The sequence below is a fragment of the Sphingobium xenophagum NBRC 107872 genome (genome assembly GCF_000367345.1).
Taxonomy (GTDB): domain Bacteria; phylum Pseudomonadota; class Alphaproteobacteria; order Sphingomonadales; family Sphingomonadaceae; genus Sphingobium; species Sphingobium xenophagum.
In genome coordinates this window covers 15239-38253 of the sequence record NZ_BARE01000042.1, presented here as the reverse complement: position 1 = coordinate 38253, position 23015 = coordinate 15239, and the positions used below count along the sequence as shown (strand labels likewise).

The 23015-nt window shown below is 61.2% G+C and carries 27 protein-coding genes; 11 read left to right on the top strand and 16 right to left on the bottom strand.

What is annotated here, in order from left to right:
* From SX1_RS22855 to SX1_RS16930, 13 genes are all read right to left on the bottom strand, one after another.
* Nucleotides 1–909, bottom strand: a 909-nt coding sequence (locus SX1_RS22855; protein ID WP_019053958.1) for a transglycosylase SLT domain-containing protein, incomplete at its 3' end; no start/stop codon positions are given.
* A 2-nt stretch (nucleotides 910–911) separates the two neighbouring features.
* Entirely contained in the window at nucleotides 912–2627 is a 1716-nt protein-coding gene (gene trbL, locus SX1_RS16985; protein WP_026149856.1) for a P-type conjugative transfer protein TrbL, read from the bottom strand.
* A 10-nt stretch (nucleotides 2628–2637) separates the two neighbouring features.
* A complete protein-coding gene (locus SX1_RS22850; protein ID WP_019053956.1) occupies nucleotides 2638–2880 on the bottom strand; it encodes an EexN family lipoprotein in 243 nt (80 codons plus the stop codon).
* Between the two features lie 9 nt (nucleotides 2881–2889).
* The gene (gene trbJ, locus SX1_RS16975) at nucleotides 2890–3645 is read right to left on the bottom strand and encodes a P-type conjugative transfer protein TrbJ (protein ID WP_022675885.1); all 756 of its coding nucleotides are present in this window, start codon (nucleotides 3643–3645) and stop codon (nucleotides 2890–2892) included.
* Between the two features lie 25 nt (nucleotides 3646–3670).
* On the bottom strand, nucleotides 3671–5038 hold the full coding sequence (locus tag SX1_RS16970) for a TrbI/VirB10 family protein (RefSeq protein ID WP_026149855.1): 1368 nt from the start codon (nucleotides 5036–5038) through the stop codon (nucleotides 3671–3673).
* Nucleotides 5039–5050: 12 nt separating this feature from the next.
* Complete coding sequence (locus SX1_RS22845) at nucleotides 5051–5824, bottom strand: conjugal transfer lipoprotein TrbH (RefSeq protein ID WP_019053953.1); 774 nt, start codon at nucleotides 5822–5824, stop codon at nucleotides 5051–5053.
* A gap of 2 nt (nucleotides 5825–5826) precedes the next feature.
* Entirely contained in the window at nucleotides 5827–6810 is a 984-nt protein-coding gene (trbG, locus tag SX1_RS16960) for a P-type conjugative transfer protein TrbG (RefSeq protein ID WP_006964392.1), read from the bottom strand.
* Nucleotides 6811–6827: 17 nt separating this feature from the next.
* The gene (locus tag SX1_RS16955; protein WP_006964394.1) at nucleotides 6828–7547 is read right to left on the bottom strand and encodes a VirB8/TrbF family protein; all 720 of its coding nucleotides are present in this window, start codon (nucleotides 7545–7547) and stop codon (nucleotides 6828–6830) included.
* Nucleotides 7534–10113 carry a VirB4 family type IV secretion/conjugal transfer ATPase gene (locus SX1_RS16950; protein WP_019053952.1) on the bottom strand — a complete coding sequence of 860 codons (2580 nt, stop codon included), beginning with the start codon at nucleotides 10111–10113 and terminating at the stop codon, nucleotides 7534–7536. Before SX1_RS16950 ends, SX1_RS16955 begins: the two co-directional genes overlap by 14 nt.
* Nucleotides 10110–10442: a conjugal transfer protein TrbD gene (locus SX1_RS16945; protein WP_026149854.1), complete on the bottom strand. Its 333-nt coding sequence runs from the start codon at nucleotides 10440–10442 to the stop codon at nucleotides 10110–10112. Before SX1_RS16945 ends, SX1_RS16950 begins: the two co-directional genes overlap by 4 nt.
* 18 nt (nucleotides 10443–10460) lie before the next feature.
* Complete coding sequence (locus tag SX1_RS16940) at nucleotides 10461–10841, bottom strand: TrbC/VirB2 family protein (protein WP_006964400.1); 381 nt, start codon at nucleotides 10839–10841, stop codon at nucleotides 10461–10463.
* A 13-nt stretch (nucleotides 10842–10854) separates the two neighbouring features.
* On the bottom strand, nucleotides 10855–11820 hold the full coding sequence (trbB, locus tag SX1_RS16935) for a P-type conjugative transfer ATPase TrbB (RefSeq protein WP_026149853.1): 966 nt from the start codon (nucleotides 11818–11820) through the stop codon (nucleotides 10855–10857).
* 106 nt (nucleotides 11821–11926) lie between these two features.
* Complete coding sequence (locus SX1_RS16930; protein WP_019053950.1) at nucleotides 11927–12328, bottom strand: helix-turn-helix domain-containing protein; 402 nt, start codon at nucleotides 12326–12328, stop codon at nucleotides 11927–11929.
* A 513-nt stretch (nucleotides 12329–12841) separates the two neighbouring features.
* On the opposite strand from SX1_RS16930, the gene SX1_RS22840 reads away from it, so the two are divergent.
* The 9 genes from SX1_RS22840 to SX1_RS16880 all read left to right on the top strand — a co-directional run bounded on the left by SX1_RS22840 (nucleotide 12842) and on the right by SX1_RS16880 (nucleotide 18393).
* On the top strand, nucleotides 12842–13081 hold the full coding sequence (locus tag SX1_RS22840) for a hypothetical protein (protein ID WP_019053948.1): 240 nt from the start codon (nucleotides 12842–12844) through the stop codon (nucleotides 13079–13081).
* Between the two features lie 178 nt (nucleotides 13082–13259).
* On the top strand, nucleotides 13260–14027 hold the full coding sequence (locus tag SX1_RS16915) for a GntR family transcriptional regulator (RefSeq protein ID WP_006954207.1): 768 nt from the start codon (nucleotides 13260–13262) through the stop codon (nucleotides 14025–14027).
* Between the two features lie 339 nt (nucleotides 14028–14366).
* Nucleotides 14367–14780 (top strand): antirestriction protein, encoded by a 414-nt coding sequence (locus SX1_RS16910; protein ID WP_006954205.1) that lies wholly within the window; start codon nucleotides 14367–14369, stop codon nucleotides 14778–14780.
* Between the two features lie 104 nt (nucleotides 14781–14884).
* Nucleotides 14885–15148, top strand: a complete 264-nt coding sequence (locus SX1_RS16905) for a hypothetical protein (RefSeq protein WP_006954203.1) — start codon at nucleotides 14885–14887, stop codon at nucleotides 15146–15148.
* Nucleotides 15149–15253: 105 nt separating this feature from the next.
* Nucleotides 15254–15583: a KleE stable inheritance protein gene (gene kleE, locus SX1_RS16900; RefSeq protein WP_019053945.1), complete on the top strand. Its 330-nt coding sequence runs from the start codon at nucleotides 15254–15256 to the stop codon at nucleotides 15581–15583.
* Between the two features lie 4 nt (nucleotides 15584–15587).
* On the top strand, nucleotides 15588–15875 hold the full coding sequence (locus SX1_RS16895; protein ID WP_006954199.1) for a TrfB-related DNA-binding protein: 288 nt from the start codon (nucleotides 15588–15590) through the stop codon (nucleotides 15873–15875).
* A complete protein-coding gene (locus tag SX1_RS16890; RefSeq protein WP_019053943.1) occupies nucleotides 15872–16618 on the top strand; it encodes a ParA family protein in 747 nt (248 codons plus the stop codon). Before SX1_RS16895 ends, SX1_RS16890 begins: the two co-directional genes overlap by 4 nt.
* A gap of 2 nt (nucleotides 16619–16620) precedes the next feature.
* Nucleotides 16621–17643 (top strand): ParB/RepB/Spo0J family partition protein, encoded by a 1023-nt coding sequence (locus tag SX1_RS16885; protein WP_019053942.1) that lies wholly within the window; start codon nucleotides 16621–16623, stop codon nucleotides 17641–17643.
* A gap of 117 nt (nucleotides 17644–17760) precedes the next feature.
* The gene (locus SX1_RS16880) at nucleotides 17761–18393 is read left to right on the top strand and encodes an IncP plasmid survival protein KfrC family protein (protein ID WP_019053941.1); all 633 of its coding nucleotides are present in this window, start codon (nucleotides 17761–17763) and stop codon (nucleotides 18391–18393) included.
* A 30-nt stretch (nucleotides 18394–18423) separates the two neighbouring features.
* Here SX1_RS16880 and traM read toward each other — a convergent pair whose 3' ends face one another.
* The 3 genes from traM to SX1_RS25060 are packed head-to-tail and all read right to left on the bottom strand — an operon-like array spanning nucleotide 18424 to nucleotide 19966.
* A complete protein-coding gene (traM, locus tag SX1_RS16875) occupies nucleotides 18424–18864 on the bottom strand; it encodes a conjugal transfer transcriptional regulator TraM (RefSeq protein WP_019053940.1) in 441 nt (146 codons plus the stop codon).
* A complete protein-coding gene (locus SX1_RS16870) occupies nucleotides 18864–19589 on the bottom strand; it encodes a nucleotide-binding protein (protein ID WP_026149851.1) in 726 nt (241 codons plus the stop codon). Before SX1_RS16870 ends, traM begins: the two co-directional genes overlap by 1 nt.
* A complete protein-coding gene (locus SX1_RS25060) occupies nucleotides 19586–19966 on the bottom strand; it encodes a TraK family protein (protein ID WP_158011146.1) in 381 nt (126 codons plus the stop codon). Before SX1_RS25060 ends, SX1_RS16870 begins: the two co-directional genes overlap by 4 nt.
* Nucleotides 19967–20286: 320 nt before the next feature.
* On the opposite strand from SX1_RS25060, the gene SX1_RS16860 reads away from it, so the two are divergent.
* On the top strand, nucleotides 20287–20673 hold the full coding sequence (locus SX1_RS16860) for a plasmid mobilization protein (RefSeq protein WP_006954189.1): 387 nt from the start codon (nucleotides 20287–20289) through the stop codon (nucleotides 20671–20673).
* A 16-nt stretch (nucleotides 20674–20689) separates the two neighbouring features.
* Nucleotides 20690–23008 (top strand): TraI/MobA(P) family conjugative relaxase, encoded by a 2319-nt coding sequence (gene traI / locus SX1_RS16855; RefSeq protein WP_019053938.1) that lies wholly within the window; start codon nucleotides 20690–20692, stop codon nucleotides 23006–23008.
* The last annotated feature ends 7 nt before the right edge of the window (nucleotides 23009–23015 follow it).

The following is a 23015-nucleotide window of genomic DNA, read 5'->3' as shown; positions in this document are numbered from 1 at the left end:
TACCCCGCGTTCCGCTCTGGCGACGACAATTTGAGCGCGATCGAGCGGCCGAGTCTGATCGCCGGTATAGAAAGCCAGATGCCAATGATCGGCATGGCCCCGGTCCCCCGGCCCCAGCAGCTCCGCCACGCGAATACCATGTTGCGCCATCACGGCGCGGATTTGCTCGCGCGTGATCGTGTGCAGCCCGGCACGCGGCACGAAATCCACCGCCTGCCCATATTTGTGAAAGCTGTTGGCGGCCCCGTAATTGGCTTCCAGCGCCCGCCACGTATCGGTTATGCGAGCATTGAACGCAGCGGCCAAGATCGAGGCGACATAGCCCGCCGAGGCGTCGGCGCTGCCTTGGGGCTGGACGATCGCCGGTTGCGCCGCGAGCTGGCCCCCGCCCGTCGCGTCGGCCGCCGTGATCGTGAGCGGGATCGAGGCCGATCGCGCAGCAGGAGCGCCGCCGCTTACCGGGATGCCGTTCACGCTGTAGGTATTATAGCGCGAGGAAAGCCACGCCTCCCAGCGCGCACCTTTCGCCATAATCAGCGCCCGATAGCGGGCATTATGGACCGGCGTTCGGGAATGATAATTGGCAACCCGCGTCCACAGGTCGCCCTTGTCATCCCGGATATGGTTTCTGATACGCCATGCAGCGAGGTTGTAGGGATAGCACCCCGCCGCAAGCACATATTCGGGCCGGATGCCGTAGCGTGCCAGCGATTGAATATAGCTGGAATTGAGCTGCATCGAGCCAAGATCGGCGGTGTTATTGGTGTTCTGGACGCGCGCGCCGGGCCGACCGTTCTCTTGTTCCGCGACCGCCAGCATGACGTTCGCCGGAATGTTATAGCGCAGCGCCGCCGCGATCGAGCATTGCACCCGTTCTTCTATGACAACCGGAGGCAGATCAGCGGCCATGATTAGCTGTCCCCCCTTCTCTGGACGAAGGCCGCAACTTCATCCTCTGGCGTCTCCATGTCGCCCGCATCACGGGCGGCCGAAATGGTATCGCCCGCGAATTGCGCCGTGGGGGGTGGCGATGAATCGGACGAGCTGGCGGGACTGCCCGCGCCGGTCGCGGGAGCGAGCGTTTCACTTCCCGACGATGCCGAGGCGGCCGACGCGCGGATATTGGCCGCCAGTCGGCCGCCCACCGTATTTCCCACCCGCTCTTTCAAAGCGCCCACCGCCATACCAGCGGCAGCGCCGCCGAGGATGCTTGCGGTTTTCGCCGCACGGCTAAGGCCGGTGCGTTGCGTGCCGCCAGTGTCGCCACTTTCGGGCGCGCCTTCACCTTGCGAGCTGGCGGAGCTGGCCTCCCCCTCCCCCGCAGGCGAGCCACCGGCAGCGCCGCCGCCGTTGCCGTCTTCACGATCGGCCGCCTCGCTACCCGCAGCGGCGCTTGCAGCCGTGCCGCCGCCCGCGCTGGCGGCTTCCGAGCCGCCTTGAAGGCCGCTGTTGTCATTGGCCGGGGGGGAACCGCCATCGCCGCCCATAGCGACGCTAAGGGGCGTGCCGCCGCCCCCACCGCCACCGCCGCCGCCGTTATCGCCGCCTCCCGGCATGTCGCCCGCCGACGAAAGCGGTTGCCCGCCTCCCATGCCGGTTTGGCCGCCTTCACCACCGCTCCCACCAGCGGCAGCGAAGGCGGCCTTGATCGCGCTGGCTCCACCCGCAGCGTTCATCGCGCCAGCAGCGATCATAGCCCCACCCGTGGCCGCCGCCCCAGCGGCCATCCCGGCAGCACCCAGCGCGGCCCCTGCCCCAAAGGCTCCGATACCGCCCGCCGCGTGGATCGAGCCGCCGCTTATAACGCCCCCGACCATCGCGGGAACCTTGTTTACGAGCGCCAGAAGGACGACCGCGAAGACAAGCATGGTCCCTAAATCTTGGAGAGACGAACCCTCGCCCGTTGCGGCATAATATTGGTCAAGGAAGGTTTTGCCGACGCCGACGATAAGAACCATCGTCATCAGGGACGCGCCCACCGCGACCACCGTTTTGAAATAGTTCAGCGCAATATCGCTGGTCCACCGCGCGCCGCCGAAGCCCAAAAAGATAACCCCGGCATAGGCGAGGACATAGCCGGAGGCCAACAGCAGCAGCATATTCACGCCGACGAGAGCCAAAACAATCAGGATGCCCAGCGAAACCAAGATAGAAAGAGCGGAATCGACCGGAGTTAGGACGCTGGACGCTTCGACAGCTTGGCGGAAAATGTCGAAACCAATGTCCACAATACCCGATGGCGCGAGATTGTTAGGCAGGCCGGATGCCTGCGCACCCAACGAGCGCAGCCCTTCAATGATCGCCAAGCCGATCGCCGGGCCGTTGATGAGCAGCCACCAGAAGAAGCCGCAGAAGATGGCGAAGCGAATTGCTTCCGAAGCAAATTCGCCAAGATCGGCGCGGCGCAACGCCATTACCCCGAACGTCCAAATGAGGCTGACCGCCGCTAGTGTGCCGAATAGAATTGTCGCGTGCATTGTGAAGACGCTCGCCCACGCCGCCGCCATGCTCTTATATTTGTTCAGAACATTATCGAGCATACCTTGCGATTGCGCATAGGCGGGAGTCGCGGCGAGCGTGAGCGCCACCCCCAAGGCGGACAGGTGTAGGCGAGCCAGAGCCTTCATAGTGCTATCCTCAATTCTGATAGGTTCCGATCGGCGTCGGCTTGGTTTCGTGCGCTAGTGCGCTGCCCGCTTCTTGGCACTCCGCGTCGGTTTCGACGCCGGATTTGCATCGGGCGACCTTCTCGCGGGCTTCGTCTAGGTGTTGAGAGTAATAGAGCATCGTTTTCGGTTCGGACTCGGACTTGCCGCAGGCCGCGAGAAGAAGTGTAGCGGTGCAGCAGGACGCGGCGATAAGTTGACGCAATTTCGGCATGGGCTTTCCTTAATTCTGATAGGTTCCGATCGGCGTCGGTTTGGTTTTCCGCATTGCGGCCGATGCCTCTGTTGCCGCAGCATCGCGATCGAGCTGATATTGCGATTGAGCCGTCAGCGCGGCGCTTTGCGCGAGCAGGACGCCGCGAATTTTCTGCAACTCACTGGCTTGTTGGGCCGCAAATTGATTGGCGTAGGACAGGGCTTGCATTTGCCCGCTCGCACCCGTGGCATTGGCCTGCAACTGGTCGAGGCGCTGGCCGTCAGACGCAAGCGTTGTCATGGCGCTGTTGATGCCGTTCATAGCGTCGGCATTTGCGGCCATCTGGCTTGTCGTGCGGGCGCGAGTAGCGGACAGAGCCGCCGCGCGCTGCGCCGCCGTGCAGTTCCCGAACGTGCAAGCATTGGTCTGATAGTAAGACGGATTTTTGAATTGATTCATGTAGGTGTTCACGTCGCCAGCTTGACGAGCGAACGAGCTGATTTGATTGACCTGCCCTTGGAGGCTGTCGATCGTTTGCGTAGCCTGCTGCCAGAGCTGGACCGGCGCGCCGACCGTGTTCTGAATCATATTTTGGTATTGCTGTAGCTGCGTCTGATACTGCTGGATTTGCTTCGCCACCGTGGCGACGTTTTGCAGCGCGGAAACGGTTGTCTGGCGGACGTTCGCAACGTCGATAACCGAGATTTGCGCATTGGCGGACGGGGCCGCCAGCGCGAGAGTGATCGCCAAAGAAATTTTAGCGGCTAAAATTCGAGACTTCATTTTGCTTGCTCCCTTTCATCTGGCGTCAATAATCGAATGAGCGGTAAGGCTTTGAAAATGTGAGGTCTTTCACGACGACCACATTGAAGCGGAAGCCGGGCCGGATAATCAGCGTGGGCGATATGTTCAGATTGCGCTCAATCATCATCGCCGTGGTCTGTCCGAGCTGCTGGCCGAGAGCTTGGCTAAGGGCTTGGCTGGCGGACATGGTGCCATTGGCGTTGAGGCCGGTTTGCGGCTGACTAAGGGTTACGCCAGCGGTCACACCAGACATGAGCAGAGCGGAGCCGAAGATACGGAACCAATGCGCGTTCACTTGGTCATGGAACCCGGCATAGCCCGCGCTGTCCGACCCCGGCATAGCGCCAAGGTCGATCGCCTTGCCGTCAGGAAAGATGATCCGTTGCCACGCGATGAGCGCGCGCGTCTGCCCAAAGACCGGGTTGGAATCATACGCGCCGACAAGGCGGGAGCCTTGCGGGATCAGGAGATAGCGGCCCGTCGCGGTATCGAACACGTTTTGGGAAACTTGCGCGACAATCTGCCCCGGTATTTGCGAGTTGATGCCGGAGATCAGCGTGCCGGGAATTACGAAGCCCGCGCGGAGCTGGTAGCGGGAGGGCGCTTCTACTTGGCTGTTCGAGGCCCAGCGATTGCCACCCGCATTGTTGGCGAACTGGCCATAGTTGGCAGGCGGGCGGGCATTGGCGGCACCCTGCCCGGCTCCGGCTCCTCCCCCGGCCACTTGGTTTGACAGGGCCGTAAGGGTGGCAATGTCGGAGGCCGAGGGCTGGCGGCCCTGCGCCATTGCAGCGGCCATTTGCTGTTGCAGGGCGACGAGCTGGGTTGCCGGATCAGCGCCGCCACTCATGCCGCCAGCGCCAGAGGATGCCCCATTGCGGCCGTCCTGCCATTTCAGGGCGGTAGGAGAGCGCACGGCGCTGCCAAATTGGGCAAGGCGTGCTTCGCGTATCGCTTCCATGCGTGCCCGGCGCAGATCGGCCGCCGTGGGGCCGTTGGGTTGCGCTGGCGAGGCGGTGACGGTTGGCGGCGCATTGGGATCGACCGGCGCGACCGGGATGCCATCGGCAGGCGGCAGCGGGGGCGCGTTCGCCATGACTTCCGCAGCACCGCTTGGAGCGGTCCCCGCAACCTTGTTCGCAACATCGGCCGAGCTTTGACCGACAGCCGGTTGAACCTTGGTCGCTGCATTGTCCGAGGAGCGATCAATCATAATCGACACCACGATGGCGATGAACAGCGCCACAATGCCGAGGACGATCAGCAGCGGCGCATTATTGACCCTGCGAACTCCCGTCACCAAGCGCCCGCTGTTCCCGTCCGCTGCACCGCCCGGCGAGGCTTCCGGCGACATGCTATCAGCATCAGACATAAACCTATCCCCTTACCCGGCCTTGACGACGCCACAGCGCGCGGCACGGATGCCCTTGCACTTGGCGCGCGCCGTCGCGCTGGATTGAAACTGTCCGAATTGGATGCCGTGAGAGCGTCCGTTTTGGACAAAGCGCGGCGTCACGCTCGCCCACGAAGGGCGAAGGCGCGCCGTCGCGCGCCAATAGGCGCGTGCTGCGCTTTCGGAGGAGAAGCCCGTCAGGCTGACAGACCACGTTCCGGCCTCTGTTCCATTGCCGCCGAAGCCGGGTTGCGTGCTGGCGACGGGCGACGGAACGGGAGGAGGTGCGGCAGGCGCTACGGGCCGGTTCGCCCGTTCGATCAGCTCCGGCGTTGCGCCGGTCAGATCGAGCGCCCACCCGGCAGACGGGTAGATACCCTTTTCATCCACGCCATAGATGCGGGAGAAAGTTTGCGCGCCGACCCGCAGCGTCACGCGGTAGGAATCGGCAATTGGCTGATCGACGTAATAGCGCAACGGCGTGGCCGCAGGATCGGGCTTCACGCCCTTGCCCGCCTCAATCACCGCATAGCCTGCTTGGCGCATCGAGGAGCGCAAGCCGTCACCATAGGCCCCGCCCCCGGTAGTCGGGATCAGCACCCGGCTAATCGCAGGCGGGTAGAGTTTCACCAGCTCCGCCACGGAATCGTCAACGAGGGCTTGGGCCTGATCGGGAGGAGCCGGAACGGCGAAGCTGTCCCGGTGCGAAACGCCCGCGCAGCTCGTAAGCAGGAAAGCCACTGATACAAAAATCGCACCGCGCACGATCAGCCCCCCCTTGTGATGGTGACGCGCTCTTGGCGCTTGCCGACACCGGAGATGAGGACCGCTTGGTCAAAAATCTGATCGACAATGTAGCGGCCATCTTGGAGCCGGTAATTGACGATGGAGGTATCAGCCGCCTTGGAGACGCTGCCCCCGGCCCGGACGATCAGCAGCGATGGCGCTTCCGTCTGCTCCATCGCGTGCGGCATTTCGATGATGGTTTTGACGCCATCATTGTAAACCCGGACGGGCTTCCAGCGTGCGCGGCCGTCAACGCTATAGTGGAAATCGAGATTGGAGAGATATTCGCTCCCTCCCCTGCCCGTCCCGCGCGCGCCATCGGGCACCGCCATCGTGTTTTCGGCGCGCGCCGTGTCCGATCGAGCGCGGAAAGCGGCCCATTTGGCTTGCGCTTCATCGGGATAGGTGAACGCCACCCGCGACATGAATTGCGTCCGGTGCGACACCAACCGGATATGGTAGGTGCGGCGATCGGTCGTCACGATCAGCGTTGTATTCAAGTTCGCATCGAGCGGCTTGATGATAAGATGCTGGGTTTCGTTCGGCCCGGAATTGGAAACGGCCGGTTCGATCAGCCAGCGGGCGCTATCGCCCACGTTGACCGAATTGATGTTCTCGCCCGGCTGCAACTGCACATCGCAGATTTGCAGCACAGCACAGACCACGGAGGGTTCGGAGGTGCCGAAGGCGAACAATACCGCGCCTTCGGTGCCCGGCACCGGCTTGATGCCTTCGGCGCTTTCCGCCTGCCAGCGCCGCGCGATCGACAGACCCTCGCGCTGGGTGCGCGTCAGGTTCGGATTGCGCGGGCTGATATAGGCATTGGGATCTACTTGCGCCCCTCCACCGGCAGGCATGGGCGCGTTCGCGGGCGGCATGTCGTCGGGAAGCGGCGGGCCGTCCTGCGCGGACGCGATCGAAGGCAGCGCCGCGAGGGCGGCGGCGAAATAGGCGATCTTCTTCATGTTGATTGTCCCTCCCATCAGAGTGTGCGCGACCAAGAGAAATCTTGGACGAACACGCCCAAGGGGTTTTGCTTAATTTGTTCCTCCGTGGTGGCCGAGCTGGGCGGCGCAACGCGGATCGTGACGAGCGCGCGCATTTTCGCCGGAGGCTGGATAGGCTGGCCTTGCCGATCGCGCTCCGTCTCGGTCCAATCGACCTGCCAAGAGGTCTTGGTTTGCTGAATTACCGAGGCGATTTCGACCGACACGGTTTCCCGCGCCGCGCGGGCGAAAGGCGTATTGTCGGGATTGCCGTTGAGATAGTCGGTCATCTTTGCCAACGCCGGATCGTTCGGCGCGAGCATCCCATAGACCCGGAAAATGGCTTGCTTTTGGAGTTCAACGTCAGCCGTCACCATGCGGGCCGACTGGATGAAGGAGCCGACTTGCGCTTGCACCACGCGCGCATCGACCGGCGAAGCCACATCGGCCCGCTGGGTCGCTATCGCGTCCCCCAGCGAGTCCACGCGGACCACGTAAGGGATGAATTTCGACTGACTGCCAATCGCTATGATGCCGCCGACAGCGGCGAGGACGATCAGCATCGAAAGGATTGCCATAGTCTGCCACAAGCGCCGCGAGGCAGCGATGCCGCCCACATGCTCATTCCATTGCCGCCGCGCGTTCAGGTAGGGGTTGGGATCAACCGGGGCGCTTTCCGCAGCTCGCCGCCCCCGCAGCTTGTCAAACAGACTCATGCAGCTTCTCCGAGGTATAGGGGGCCGCCGCCGCGCGGCCGATATTGATGGTGGATTCGACGCCACGGATGGCCAGCCACTCGTTGACCCATGCCGGGCCATAGGCCGCTTCAAGGGCCTTAATGGTGGCGATGGATTCCTTGTCGGTCGCGCCGACGAAGGACAGGGCCACGGGGCCTAGCGCCAGCTCAAAGAGCCGCCGCCCCTGTTCCGAGAGATAGTAATATTGGCGCTTGGGGATGGCCGTCGCCAAGATTTCAATCTGGCGTGTATTGAGGCCCATGCGTCTGTAGAGTTGGGCGGTATCGTCATCGCGCGCATAGACGTTCGGCAGGAAAATCTTGGTCGCGGTGGACTCCACGATAACGTCAAGGATGCCCGAATTTGCGGCGTCAGACAGGCTTTGCGTTGCCATGAGAACAAGGCAGTTGGACTTGCGCAGCACCCGGAGCCATTCGCGGATTTTGGCCCGGAAGGCGGGATGCCCCAGCATAATCCATGCTTCATCAAGGATGATCGCGGCAGGCTGGCCCTTCAAAGATCGCTCGATACGCCGGAAAAGATAGAGGAGGACCGGCAGCGCGTATTTTTCACCGAGGTTCATCAGCTCCTCGACTTCAAACACGGTAAATTCCGACAGGCTCAGGCCGTCATGTTCCGCATCGAGAAGATGGCCCATAGAGCCGTCCACCGTGTAGGTGCGGATCGCCTCGCGCACCGTTTCATCCTGAATCGTGACCACAAATTCAGAGAGGGTTTTGCCCCCGCTGGCGTGCATGTTGACGATGGCGTTGCCGATTTCGTTGCGTTGCGCGGGCGTGGTCGCCACGCCGTTGAGGGCTAGGATTGTGTCGATCCAATCCATTGCCCATGCGCGATCGGACTTGGTTTCGAGGAATTGGAGCGGGCAGAAGGCGAGCTTTTCGTCATCCCCGGCGACAGTGAAATGCGCCCCGCCCACCGCCTTCGCCAGCGGGTAGAGCGACAGGCCCTTGTCGAACGCGAAAATGGACATGCCGGGATAGCGGCGGAGCTGGGCGGCGAGCAGGCCGAGCAGCGTTGACTTGCCTGCGCCCGTGGGGCCGAAGATGAAGCTATGCCCCACGTCGCGGACGTGGAGATTGAGCCGGAACGGCGTGGAGCCGTTGGTGACGCCAGACATGAGCGGGGGCGAGCTGGGCGGATACATCGGGCACGGCGCATGATCGAGGCCGGTCCATATCGAGCTGGTCGGCATCAGGTCGGCTAGGTTCATGGTGTTGATGATCGGGCGGCGGACGTTTTCGACGCCATGCCCCGGCAGCGTGCCCAAGAACGCCTCTAGGTTGTTCACCGTCTCGATACGGGCCGCGAAACCGAGTGCGTTGATAGCCTTTTCAAGCTGGCGCGCGGCCTGTTCTACCTTATCGCGGCTTTCGTCCGTCAGGACGACGACGCCGGTATAGTATCCTTGTGCAATAAGGCCGGAGTTGACTTCCTCCAGCGCATTATCGGCATCGGCCACCATCGAAAGGGCGTCCTGATCTATCTTGCCGCTGTTGGTCTGGAAAACCTGATCGAAGAAGCCGCGAACCTTTTGCCGCCACTTTTTGCGGAAATCCTCAAGGTGTTTCACAGCTTCATGGAGGTCCATAAATATGAACCGCGTGGACCAGCGATATTCAATCGGCAGCTCGCCCAGCGCCGAGAGGATGCCCGGCGTCGATTCCATCGGGAAACCTTCGATCGCTACCGTCTGGACGAACTTGTTGCCGATGCGCGGGATTACGCCCGTCCACATTTCGACACCGCCGATGATGGAATCGAGATACATCGGGTTCGAGGGCAGCACGACCGGCTGATTTTTGCCGGTGATGCAGAATTGCAGCCACCGCAAAAAGTCGTCGTGCGTCACGGTCGAGCCGTCCTCATTTTCGACCTTGTGAGCGCGAAGGCGGGTCAGCTTCACGGCCGAGGACAGACGGCTTTCAAATGTGGTGATTTCGCGCTTGAAGCGTTCAACCAGGTCGGCCGTGCGTTGCTTGTTGTTCGGCCGCTCCCGATCGTCGTCAAACATCAGCTCGACAAACTTTTGCTCCGCTATGACCGGAGGGAAATAGGTCGCGGTAATGACGAAATAGCCCTCATACATGGTGCCGAGGGACTGGAATAATTCGCGCCTTTCCTGATCTATGGCGTCCGTCACCGGGTCAGGAAAATGTGACAGACCCGCAGCCGAGTAGGCGGCAGCAGGGCGGCGCGGCGCGTCAACGTGGATCATCCAGCCATTGCCCAGCCCGGCGAGAGCTTGGTTGATCCGAAAGCTGACCATATCGCGCTGGCGGTCGGTGGAGCTGGCGTTATCGTCGCCCTTATAAATCCACGCGGCCATGAACGAGCCGTTCTTGCCGACGATTACGCCATCATCGACCATCGCCCCATAGTTGAGCAGATCGGCAAGCCCTTCATCCTTGGAGCGATACCGGGCCAGCTTGCGTTCGGCCGCGTTGGCGAAGGACGCAAAGGCGAGGACCGCGAGCAGGGCCGCCCCGAAGATCGCTATGACGACAGCGATTGTCTGGATCATTTTTTCTTCCCCGGTTGCCGGTAGCGGCGGAATTGCAGGCGGCCGTTCTTGCGGAAGGGCGTGGAGTGAGCCGGGTAGTAGGGGCGATAGGTGCGGTGCCGCATGTAAACGAACCGCATCAGCGGGTCCGATTTCGCCATGAGACGACAGGCCCACACGCCTGCAAACCAGATCAGCAGGCCAGCGGCCCACGCCTTCAAGGAATTGATGGCCGGAACGATCAGCGCCATCGACGCTAGGCCCGTGAGCATGACCAGCTCGCGGTCCCCACCCAAAAACAGATTGTTGCGGACGCCAGAGCGGCGAATAGGCACTGATCGCAGAGCCATGTTGACCGGCCCTCCCCTTTAGCCTGCCAGCGCGGGCGAAGCGGTGCCGGTAATCACCGCACCGCCGCCCGTGATGGAGGACAGGACCGAGTTAGCGCCGACGAGCATCGAGGCGACGAGGACGATCAGCAACAGCGTTCGCACAAAGCCGTTGAGATCGCCGCCGAAGATCAGGACACCACCGGCAACGACGATGCCGACGAGGGCGAAGGTATAACCGACGGTGCCGGTCATCGACTGGCGCACCTTGGTCAGATAGGATTCGTAAGGCAGGCCGCCCGTGGTATCCGAGGCCCAAGCCGCGTGAGGCCAGAGCAGGAGCATGACGAGCGCCAGCCCCAGCATACCCCATATGAGCGCCTTACGGCGGGCGGCGGCGTCATTCCAAAACAACGTCATATGTCATGCTCCTTCACAGTTTGCGCAAAATGTATTTCCCATCCACGAAGCCCCCGACTTCCAGCAGGCTTTCAATGCGGCGACCCTCTGGCGTGCGCGCGATGTGGACGATCAAATGCACCGCATCACCAATCAGCGGCTCAATCGGCCGTGGTGAATCGGGGTGCATACTGATGAGCATTTGGAGCCTGCTAAGGCCCGCTTCGGCGTTGTTGGCGTGCAGCGTGGCCGCTCCGCCCTCGTGGCCGGTGTTCCACGCCATGAGCAGGTCGAGGGCTTCCGGGCCGCGCACCTCGCCCACTAGGATACGATCGGGCCGCATCCGCAGCGTGGTTTTGAGCAGCGCCGTCATGGTGATTTGCGGGGACGTGTGGAACTGGACGTAGTTTTCAGCGGCGCATTGAATCTCGCCGGTATCTTCAATGATTACGAGCCGTTCGGTCGGGTCCGCGTCCACCATCCCGTTGATAATGGCATTCACTAGCGTTGTTTTGCCGCTGCCGGTGCCGCCAATCACCAGAATGTTGCGGTGCGCGCGGATAGCCTCATGGATGAGGCTGCATTGCTCTGCCGTCATAATCCCGCCCTCCACATATTGTTCGAGGGTAAAGATCGCCACGGCGCGTTTTCGGATGGCGAAGGTCGGCGCGGGCACGACCGGGGGCATCTGTCCGGCGAAGCGCGAGCCATCTATAGGAAACTCGCCTTCCAGAACCGGGGAGGCCCGCGTCACTTCCTTGTTATGATAGCCAGCGACCGCCTTGATGATCGCCTCGGCCCGGCTTGGGGCGACCTTACCGATGCAGATCATGCGTTCGCCAAGGCGTTCCAGCCATAGCTTGCCATCGGCGTTCAGGATCAGCTCAACGGTCTTGGGGTCGGCAAGCGCATCCAACATAAGCGGTTGCATGGAGCGGCGAAGCATCTCCTTCGCACGCTCTTTTACCGTATCTTGAGCGGGTTCCCCCTTGGCCTCCATGAAGCACCGTCCCTGCCAAAACAAAATGGACGCAAGGGATATACCGGAATTTTCATGGAGGCAACCAGAACGATTGCAAAGAATTAGGTTCAGATTGGGGGGATTGTCAGGACCGACGCAACTTAGCGTGGGCAGCCTTGTGCCATTGTGCTATCTGAAACGCTTGATGATCCGTGACGATAGCGGAAACGCGCTTATAACCGGGAGGAAGCCCCAGCTTTTTATCTTCTTTTGATAAGGTATCAGCTAGGCTGGCGTCCCAGCCATCGGTGCCGATAGGCGGCGGTTCCAGTAGCGCGACGAGCGGGACTTCCAGAGCATTTGCGATGGCGGCGATTGTTTCGAGCGACGGGTTTCCCTTACCGGCTGTAACGTCAGATACGAAGGACACAGACAGCCCCGCGTTCTCCGCGAGGTCTTTTTTCTTGAGCCGTCTTAAGGCCAAGAAGCGGTTAATGTTAATCGCGAGAACCTTCCGATACACAGGTTCGGTTTCTTTCTTCCGCAAGGGGGTTGGTTTTAGCCGCTAAAATTCCGGGTAGCTGCGGAGGATATGCCGGAGCGCGCGAGAAAGGAAGCGGTATGACGCCGAATATGATTGTTTATAGCATCATTTTTGGACGAGCCGGGCCGAGCGCGCGAGCGCGCATAACGGGTGGCAGCGAACGGATTGAAAGAAGAAAGTGACGCGCGAGAGACAAGATCAGGCTTCCGCGTAATTCTCTTTGGCGTCCATTCCGTAAATGCTCGCAGGATCGAGCGCAGGCCCCAAGATGCTAATTGCCGATCAGATCGCGGCGACCAATTTTGAAAATTACGGCTGTAGCGCGTAGCTCGATAATGTAAGGCTATAGCTTCGATTCTTTCAGTTGGTAGGCCCAAGAAGCCACTCGTTGATGCTCTTGAACTGCGGACTTCGACGTAAACGCAGACCGCTTTTCTATATATGTCTTTCAGTCGCCAGCATATTTTTTCAGCACTGAATTGCCAGAACCTTTAATGTCCTTTAAGCCGGGGCATTATGGCGAATCATACGCAACTCAAACCCTCCACGCTGTCCCAGCGCAAACGCGCCAAGGCACAGAGCGAGCAGGGCTTTAAGCGCATGAGTTTGGCCTTGTCCCCTAAAGCCGTCGAGATCGTGGAGAGGGTGAAAGCCAGCAAGGGATTCACGTCCCGCGAGGCTGCAATCAACGCGATCCTAGAGCGGATCGGGGACGATATGTTTCTGCAACAGGAGTTTCTGGCCGTGAGTGGATAAGAAAATGCCCGGCTCGAAGCCGGGCACCCTCAAAACCGCTTAGTGGGACAGTGCGCCAACACTGAACCTACAGACAATTTCCCACTTAGCGGTTTTCGGACTTCGGTTCAAGGGCGCTTGATTCGCGCAACGGGATTTTTTTGCCTGTCTCCCGGCCCTTCGCAAAGGAGGGACGACGATGAGTGACACCAGAAGAAAAGGGCCGCTGGCGATCGGGGAGCTGACCCAGCAGCTTTTCGGCCGAGCCTATGGCGACCGTAGCCGGGGCGGGAAGCACATCACCAAGGCCCGCGTGCGCGGCGGCAGCAAGGAAGCCGGGAGCGACGTAGAAAAGGGCTTCCTCGCGGCGCGAGACACCAAGACGCGCAAGGGATGCTGGCGTGCGATCAATCTGGCGTTTGAAAAGGGCCGCGCCCTGCGCGCGGAGCTGCGTCGCGAGCCGCGCGAGATAACGCAGTTCGAGCACTATTGCATGAGCATCACCAATTCCACGATCCGGGTGTATCAAGCCCTGTTGCGGATGGAGGAGCGTTTCAGGGGCAACGTGGTGCCCAGCTATGAAATGATAGCCGAATGGGCGACCGTCTCTAGGGCCACCGTCGCAAGGGCCTTGAACGCCCTTACCAGCATCGGCTTGCTGGCGCGCCTGCGGCGCTACGTCCACACCGTCACAGAGGACGGGGCGCGATCAGAGCAGACCTCCAATGCCTATCGGGTGGAATTGCCGAGGATGCTTCTCGAATTGCTCGACCGGCGCAAGCGCCCTGCCCCGGTGCCCGACGACGAGGCCCAGCGCCTACAGGACCGGCTTGAAGATGAGGCTTGGATGCTCTCCCGGTTGAGCAAGGCCGATTACATACGGGAGACGACGACATGCAAGGCCACAGCGGAGGCCCTAATCAGCCTATGGAACGGCATTTGCGCCCGTGATGGCGTTGTTGCCTAGCCGTGAGTCTCATAATGGTTCTGAACCTCCCCTTGAGTTTATTTATCTAAGGTGATGAGGAGTTGCGCTAGTCGCGCAACGCTTAATTGAGACTGTTTGAACACCAAAAAGGGGGTAAGGCTCCGATTTGGGGAGCTGACATGCGTGTCCATTCGGGGCGCGGATAGCGGCACTCTGTAAAACTGCGGGGCAGCGACCAAATATGCCTTGCGATGGAGGCCATTTTAGCGGCTAAAAGATTTTCATGGCGGGCGAGCGTAACTTGACAGCAACCGGGAAACTTCCAATATATCGGATATGGCCGGGCTATGGTGCCAAGGTCGAAACCGGAGAAGTCCGATGAGCAACAGAGAGAGAATTGCCGCCGTGCTGGTTGGCGAAGAAGACCGGATTATGTGCCTGCCCCGGCTGTTCGGGCTGGCGCGCATGATCGAGGTCGAGGCCGTCACCTATGGCTATATGTCCAAGCTATCCGCCGACTACACGGGCGCATATTGGCATTTCTACACCCTATCGAACGGCGGGTTCTACATGGCCCCCGGCGATCAGCCCCAATATCGTCTGGAATGGGACGGCAACGGCTTCTCTGGCGACGTTTCGGCCGACGCGGCGGGCCTTATAGCCACCCTGTTCATGCTGGGGCATATGCACGAAAAATACGGCGAGGATCAATTTGCCCAGCTCTATGCGTGGGCATCTGCCTATGCCGCCCAACATTCGGAAGCGGGGCCGATCGGTGCCGCGCTCGACTAGCGCCACAGGGGGGCAGCGTGCCCCCCTTCCCTTCCCTGCCTATCGGGCATATTCCTCATTCGGCCGCCATGAGGAGCAACGCCAGCGAAGGAACAGACGCGCGCATGATTGATGTTCGGCCAGATTGCCTATTGCCCGCCGATCAGGGGTGGCAGCAGCCGACGCCGGATGAGGTAAGGGCGGTCCTCAAAGCAGCGGACATGACAGGGGGCAGCGCGTCCAAGTTTCTAGGCTTGAGCAATACCCGCGTTATTCGGCGCTGGACGGGCGGCGACGATCAGATTCCCTATTCGGCATGGGCGCTGTTGTGCGCGGCTGCGGGCTTGGGAAATATTTGGGAACACCAGAACGACGATTTTAGCGGCTAAAATTATTGCCGTTCAGACTTTACGGGGGCTTGACACGGTTCGGGATGCTGTCATTATATCGGTTGTGACCGGGCAACCCGCCAAGGTCGAAACCGGAGTATTCCGATGAAGGCGAAAATTCCCCCGCTGCCCGCACGTTTTGCGGTCATGCGGCTTCCCAATCCTCCACCCGCATGGGAGGGCAACCGCGTGGATTACGTCATTGCGGCCGTCTGGACGTTCGGAGTCCTGATCTGGACCGTCGCGCGCTTCATCATCCCGCTTGTCGTCTTCTGGCAGTTCTGCCGGATGCTCTGGTATTGGAACACGCCGGATGTTCATGCCGGTTGGCAGTTCCTCGCCTATTATGCGGTCTATATCGCCCTCTACATCTTCCTCGGCGTCTATGAGCCGAAGCTATACCGCGAGAAGAATCGCGGCAGGTGCAATGGATAAACGCTTGAGCGCGTCGGCCTTTGAGCAAGCTGCTGGACGGCTCAATATCGCGGCGCGTCCGCTCGACATGGCGCGCGCCGTTCTGGTGGACGGCGAGGCCCAATCGGCCGTGGCGAAGCGCGAAGGCGTGTCCCGCAATGCCGTTTGTCTGGCGGTCAACCGGATTTGGAACGCGCATAGCGAGGTTCCCGAAGGTTTCGAGCGTGTGACGGCGATTTTACCGAAACATAAAGCCTTCCTTGTGCGGCAATGGCAGCGCGAGGCGGTGGAAAGATTGGACGCCAAACGATGAAAACACTTGTCATAGCGAACCAGAAAGGCGGCGTTGGTAAAACTTCGACGACCGTTCATCTTGCCTATTACTTCAAAGAACAGGGATTGAAGGTCGCAGTTATTGACTTGGACACCCAAGGAAATGCCAGCTTCACCCTTGGCGAATATGATAGCGGAGCCTTGGCGAGCGGCCTTTTCGATGCCGTGTCACAATTCGACCTGGCTAACGCCGGGGGGATCGCTGTCTTTTCCGCCGACGCGCGGTTGGCCGATCTTGAGAAACTAGATCTCGGTGCGGCTGCTGGCGCGTTCAAGCGCAGTCTGGCCGTGATCGAGGCGGAAGGCTTTGACGTGTGCCTGATAGATACCCCCCCTTCCCTTGGGGTCCGAATGGCAGCGGCGTTGCTATCGGCCGACTTCGCCGCCTCGCCCATCGAGCTTGAAGCCTACAGCTTGCAGGGCATTGAGAAGATGGTGACGACGATCGCCAATATCCGGCGCGCGAACCCGGCGCTGAAATTCCTTGGCATGATACCGAGCAAGGTTGATGGCCGGAATCCCCGTCACGGGCAGCACCTTGACGAACTGACCCGTGCTTATCCCCAGTTGGTCATTCCGACGCCGATCGGGAACCGGAGCAGCGTTGCGGACGCGCTGGCGTCGGGCGTGCCGGTTTGGTCGATCAAACGGACTTCGGCGCGGAAAGCGGCGCAGGAAATGCGAGCGATGGCCCGCCACATTCAGGAAAAGATGGAGATTTGACGATGGCCGACAACACCGAGGACAAGAAGCCGGGCAAATCGTCCACCAAAGCCGCGCAGAAGCCCGCGCAGAACGCGGGGCTAGGGTTGGAGGGGTTGGGCGACCTTTCGAGCCTCCTAGCCTCTCCTGCGGCCCCGGAGGGCGGTTCTGGCGCTCCGCTCGAATTGGAGCTGGCGCTGATTGACGAAGACCCGAACCAGCCCCGCAAGCAGTTTGACGAAAATTCGCTGGCGGAAATGGCCGAGACGATCAGGGAGCGCGGCGTGAAGACGCCTATTTCCGTTCGGCCCAATCCCAAGGTGGAGGGGCGCTATCTCATCAACCACGGCGCGCGCCGCTATCGCGCGTCCCTGTTGGCCGAGAAAGTGACAATTCCGGGCTTCATCGACCCGGATTATACCGAGGCCGATCAGGTCATTGAGAATTTGCAGCGGGACGCTCTCACGGCCCGCGAGATTGCCGACTACATCGGCCGCGAGCTGGCCAACGGGAAAAAGAAGGGCGAGATTGCCAAGGCCATCGGGAAATCCCCGGCCTTTGTCACGCAGCACGCGGCATTGCTCGATTTGCCGGAGCCGATCGCCAAGGCGTTCCAGAGCGGGCGTTGCAAGGACGTGACGTTGATCTATGACCTTGTGGGCCTCCACAAGAAGCATAGCGAGGGCGTTGCGCGCTGGCTGGCCGATGCCGATCAGGAGATTACGCGCGGATCGGTGCGGCTCTTCAAGGAGTTCCTTGAGTCCGGCTTGAGCGGCGAGGCCGAGGAGGAATCGGGCGACGACGAGGGCAACGGCGGCGCTAGTGACGACGCCGGGGCCGGAGAGGAGAAGGAACCGAAGGAGGAAGACCCGCTAAAGCTGAAAAAGGCCATTGTGCAGGTTTCTCATAACAAGCGCCCTGCCCGTCTGATCCTGAATAAGCGGCCCTCGCGCGATGGCGTGGCGTGGATCAAGTATGAAGACAGCGGCGAGGAAACCGAGGCCGATCTTGGAAAAGTGCAGCTTCTTGCGCTTCTTGAAGGATAGTCCCCTCCCCTGCCCAGCCTTACAGGCCCCGCTTGTGCGGGGCCTTTTTTATGGCGCGAGAGGTAAGAAAATCGGATATAGTGCAAGCTAGAAATTTTAGCCGCTAAAGGAACGGCCATGCAGGACACGCCGATTGCAGACCCGGACAAGTTTTCGCTGGACGAGGGAACGGGCGACCCACAGGCCGACGCCGACCGGCTGTTAGACGAGGCGCGCACGCTGGATAGTCAGGAAACGGCAGCTATCGCCACCGCGCCAACCGAGGAAACCTATAACGCCCAGCTACAGACGGTCATTGAGGAGAAGGTTGAACAGGCGAACCAGATCGAGGACCGCCTAGAAAGCATGATGGAGCAGCAAACCGCCCGTTTGCAGCAAATCCAGCAGCAGCCCCCCGGCTTCCTGTCCCTGCCCGGCAAGCGCCAAGCATGGCAGGCGCGGATTGCCAACGCGCAAGCGGCCGTGCAGCGGATCGCGGTAAGGCTGGAAGCCGTGCGCGAAATCCGCGACGGCATGGCCGTTCATGGCCCGCGCGTGGAGACGATCGCAGCGGCGAAGCTCGAATATCGAGAGCCGAAACTTGTCGATGATTTCGAGGAGCTGATGCAGGCACGCCGGTTGCATGAGCTGCACATGCGCGCGGAGCGGGAGAAGGAACAGATCAGGGAAAAGACGGTCGAGCGCGGGGCGGACGATCGGAAACCGGCAGGGCGCACGCTCGCGCGCGGATTGGCGAGAGACGGGGGATAGCGCGACATGGGGGAGGGGCCTTCGCTGGCGTCAATGATGGAACAGGGCAGCGGCCAACACTACCAGCGCCGCGATCAGCGTCAGGCCCGACGCTAGGAGATTACGGTTAGCGACGGCCCGGCCATCGTTCAGGGGCTTTTGCAGCCCCGTCCCGATATGCTCCCCCACTTCCTTGATGATCGCCTTCGCTGCGGCCTCCATACGCTCGTTCATGGCGGCTTCCGAGGCATCCAGCGCCGCGTTCAGCACCGATTCTGCCTTGTCGGTGATGGCAATCGACCAACGATTGCTCATGTCTTCCAGCTCGCTTTTGAACGCCTTTAGTTGCTCCTCCTGCGCATCGGCGCTTTCGCCCAGCAACATCGCGTTGATGGTTTGGAGGATCATCAAGGGATCATCGGCGGACAGCGTGACCCCGTGCTGGCGCGAGATTTCCGCGATCAGCGCCGCGATTTTTTCGTGATCGGCCATTACACGACCTTAGCCTTGTCGAGTTCGGCAAAGACCGCATCACGAACGCGGCCGAGGCGGTGACGCTGCATCAGGGCTATGTCGCCATCGGCAAGCGTTTCCTCAAAAGTCTTGCGCGCGGCCAGCATGTCCCGAACGTCCGCCCCGAAGGTTTCCTTTTTCAGATCGGGAAGGGTGACGATCGCGGCGACCCGATCCTTTAGCTCCCGGTAGGCTTTGAGCTGTTCAAAGCTCTTGCCCTCTGCCTCCACAGGCCCATGATAAGGGTTGAGCCACACGACGATTGCAGCCGGATCGGGGAAGGCTTCGGCTACCGAGGCGAAGCCTTGAAGCGTGTCGATCAGCGATTGCCCGCCCACGATAATAGTGTGCAGGATGAGCTTATGGCCCAGATCGGCAATCACGTCTGGCGCGCCGTTGTCGAACATATAGGAGGATAGGGCGCTGTAGCTGCTCGCGCCGCTGTCAATGACCACCGATTCCTTGGAACCGGCGATCATTTCCATCATCGCATCGAATTTGCGCGGGTTTATGTCGCCGTTTTCCAGCAGCTCGACCTTGGACACGTTGAGGGACTGGAACCCGGCGAGGGTGGCGTTGATCGGATCGGTATCAATGCAGAGCGGGCTTTCCCCCCGCTTGGTCAGATATTGGGCGAGCATCGAGGCGGCGAGCGATTTGCCGACGCCTCCCTTGCCCTGCAAAACTATGTGGACGTTACTCATACCAAATCCTCTTTGTTCGGAGTGGCCGGGTGATTGAAGCGCGCCGGTTTGGGCCGGGGCGGCGGATCAGCGTCGGCCGAGGCCGCCGCTGATCGGGAAGGGGAGGGGGGCGCTGGCGCTGCCTTGGGCGGTTCCCCGGTAGCTGGCGCGCGATACCGGCGAACGAATTTGGCGAACCACGCATAGCCGAAGCTAATGCGGCCTTCCTCCGTCAGCAGCTCCCATATGCCGCGCACCGGCCATCCTTCCGCAAGGGCTGCATCTATGTCCGATCGAGCCGCGAGGAATTGTGCGAGGTTCCGGTTTTTGCCCCCCGGCTCCCGTGAGGCCGCCCGTTCGCGCAATCGCTCCGTGAAGGATTTTCCGCTGTCTGTCATTTCCACCTACGATATTTTTCGGCGCACAATCGGCTATAAAGCGTTCATAAACCGGCTACGATCCGATGAACTCCCGCTATATCCTATTTTTCTGCCAGATTGGGCCGGGTGGCGCTAGATATTTTCGGGGGTGAACGATATATGATCGTTCCAGCAACAGTTTCTATTTGGCGTCTAAACGTCGAAGACGGGGCAGGATAGGTAATGGAGGCATCCACGCAAGCGCGGACACCCCCATTACTCCCCTTATTCGCACCGGGGGCGCTCAACGGGAATCCTGCTCTGCGAGGCCCGCCGCTACCGCGTCGAAAGGGAGAGAGTTGAACGACAAGCCCAAGGCCAAACGCGAGCGGCACCACGTCAAGATATGGTGCAGCGCGGAGGAGAAAGCGGAGATCGAAGCCGCCGCGCAGGCAACCGGCTTGAGCGCATCCACCTATCTCCGCGTCCTTGGATTAGGGCATGAGCCGCGCCCTCTGATCGACATAGAACAGGGGCGCGAGTTGGTGCGCGTGAATGGCGACCTTGGCCGCCTTGGCGGCCTGTTGAAGCTATGGCTTACCGACGACGCCAAGTTGGAGGAGATGGCCCCGGAGCGGATGCCGGTTATCATCCGGGGCGTGCTGGCCAAAATCGAGGCCAATCAGGAGGAGTTATCCGGCATCATTCGGAAGGTCTTGCGCTCCCGGCAAGATTTTAGCGGCTAAAAAAGGGGCCGCGCCGATGATCGCAAAACACGTCCCCATGAAGGCGACTTCCAAGAGCGATTTTGGCGGGTTGGTGCGATACATCACCAGCGCGCAGGGACGTGACGAGCGCGTGGGTCTGGTGACTGTCACCAACTGCAACGGCCATACGCCAGAAGATGCTGCGCAGGACGTTATGCTTGTCCAATCCGCCAACCAGCGGGCGGCGTCGGATAAGACCTACCACTTGATTATTTCCTTCCGGCCCGGCGAGAATCCCAGCGCCGAGGTTATGCGTGACATAGAGGAGGCGGTATGCGCCGCGTTGGGCTTTGCCGAGCATCAACGGGTTAGCGCCGTCCACCACGACACCGACAACACGCATATTCATCTAGCGATCAACAAGATTCACCCTGTCCGGCACACGATCCACGCGCCGTTGCGGGATTATCAAACCCTTGCCGCTGTTTGTGAGCGGCTAGAGGTCAAGCACGGGTTAGAGCCGGATAATCATGCGGCCCGGCAGCGCGCGGGAGAAGCACGCGCGCGCGACATGGAGCAGATCGCGGGCACGGAAAGCCTGATAGGTTGGGCGCAGCGGAATTGCGCCGAGCCATTGAAGGCCGCCGCGAGTTGGGCCGAGTTGCACCAGATCGCGGCCAATTTCGGCTTGTCGGTGCAGGCGCGCGGCAACGGCCTGATATTTGCGGCGATGGACGGAACGACCGTAAAGGCCAGCTCCATCGCGCGCGAGCTGTCAAAAGGGGCGCTAGAGAAACGCTTGGGAGCCTTCCAGAGCGCACAGGGAGGGGAGGGGGCGCCGAAGGCCCGTCAGACCTATGAAAAGCGCCCCGTGCCCTCCCGTATCGACACCAGCGCCCTATTCTCCGCCTACCGCGAGCAGCAGGGCACACGCGCCACGCGCCGAAAGGTCGAGCTGGCCGAGGCCGCAGCCAAGCGCCGCGCGGCCATTGAACAGGTGAAGCGCATCGGGAGGACGAAGCGGGCGGCGATAAAGCTGCTAGGTGGCGGCCCGGTTGTTAAGCGCCTCAATTACGCATTGGCGGCCCGCTCCACCAAGGCCGCCATTGCCAAGATTGTCGCCGCCCACGGGCGGGAACGGGAGCGCATTGCGTCGCGCAATTCCCGGCGCGGGTGGAATGACTGGCTACAGGAGCAGGCCAAGGCAGGCGACCAGACCGCCCTTGAGGCCCTGCGCGCGCGGGAGGGGCGGCGCACAGCCCCCAATGACGCGCTGCATATAGCCGCCATGCCGACCGCAGCGCATCCCGCAGCGATCAGGCAAGACCACATCACTAAGCGCGGGACGATCATCTACCGCACCGCCAATGCAGCGGTGCGCGATGATGGCCAGCGCCTGCATGTATCGCGCGGGGCGCAGATCGAGGGCGTTGTTGCCGCCTTGCGGCTTGCGCACGAACGCTATGGCGACAGGCTGGCGATTAGCGGCAGCGATCAATTCAAGGCCCTTGTGGTGGAAGCCGCCGCCCGTTCGGCCATGCCCATCACTTTCGCGGACCCCGATCTAGAGGCCCGCCGTCAAAATATCAGGCAAGAGGAGCGTGCGCGTGACAGACAAATCATTGGACGAGGAGATAGAGGCGGCGCTGGCGTTGTTGGGCGAAACGCCGTCAATGGCGCTGGACGAGACGCCAGCGCCACAGCACCAGGTCGAAACGGGACATTCCGACCCGGTGCCGTCAGCGCCGGAGGAACCAACGCCGGAACCGGACTTGCAGCCGGAGGAGCCAGCACCGCCGCCGTTGGAGTTGGTCACGCACAGCCCGCCAGAAATGGACATTCTAGCGCCGGAGGAGCCGAGGCCCCCAGCGAGCGCGCCGTTAAGCCCAACATTGGCCGCGTTGGACGAGAGCCGCCGCCCGAAAGCCGAGGTAGTTTGCGCGACCTGTCCCAACTCGGTCTGGTTCAGCACGCCGAGCGAGGTCGCTTGCTATTGCCGCGTGATGTTCATTCAGACGTGGACGACCAAAAAGCCCGGCCAGATCGTGTTGTGCGACGGGACGACGATCGGCCGCGAATGAGCGACGATCAGGCCATAGCAGCGGATAAATACATTGCGGAACGTAATGCGAAGCGTCACATTGGAATGGATATACCGGCGCATCGGCTGTTCACTGGCGATCATGGGCCGCTGATTTACGCCGGGACGCGACAAATCGAAGGGCAGAAATTGATACTCCTAAGAGATGGCGCTGACATGCTTGTGCTGCCCGTAGACGCGCGTAGCGCCGCCCGCGCGGGCAAGCTGGCGATTGGCGAGCCGATCGAGATTGCCAGCAATGGCACCGTCAAAAGCAAGGGGCGCAGCCGGTAACGGCCGC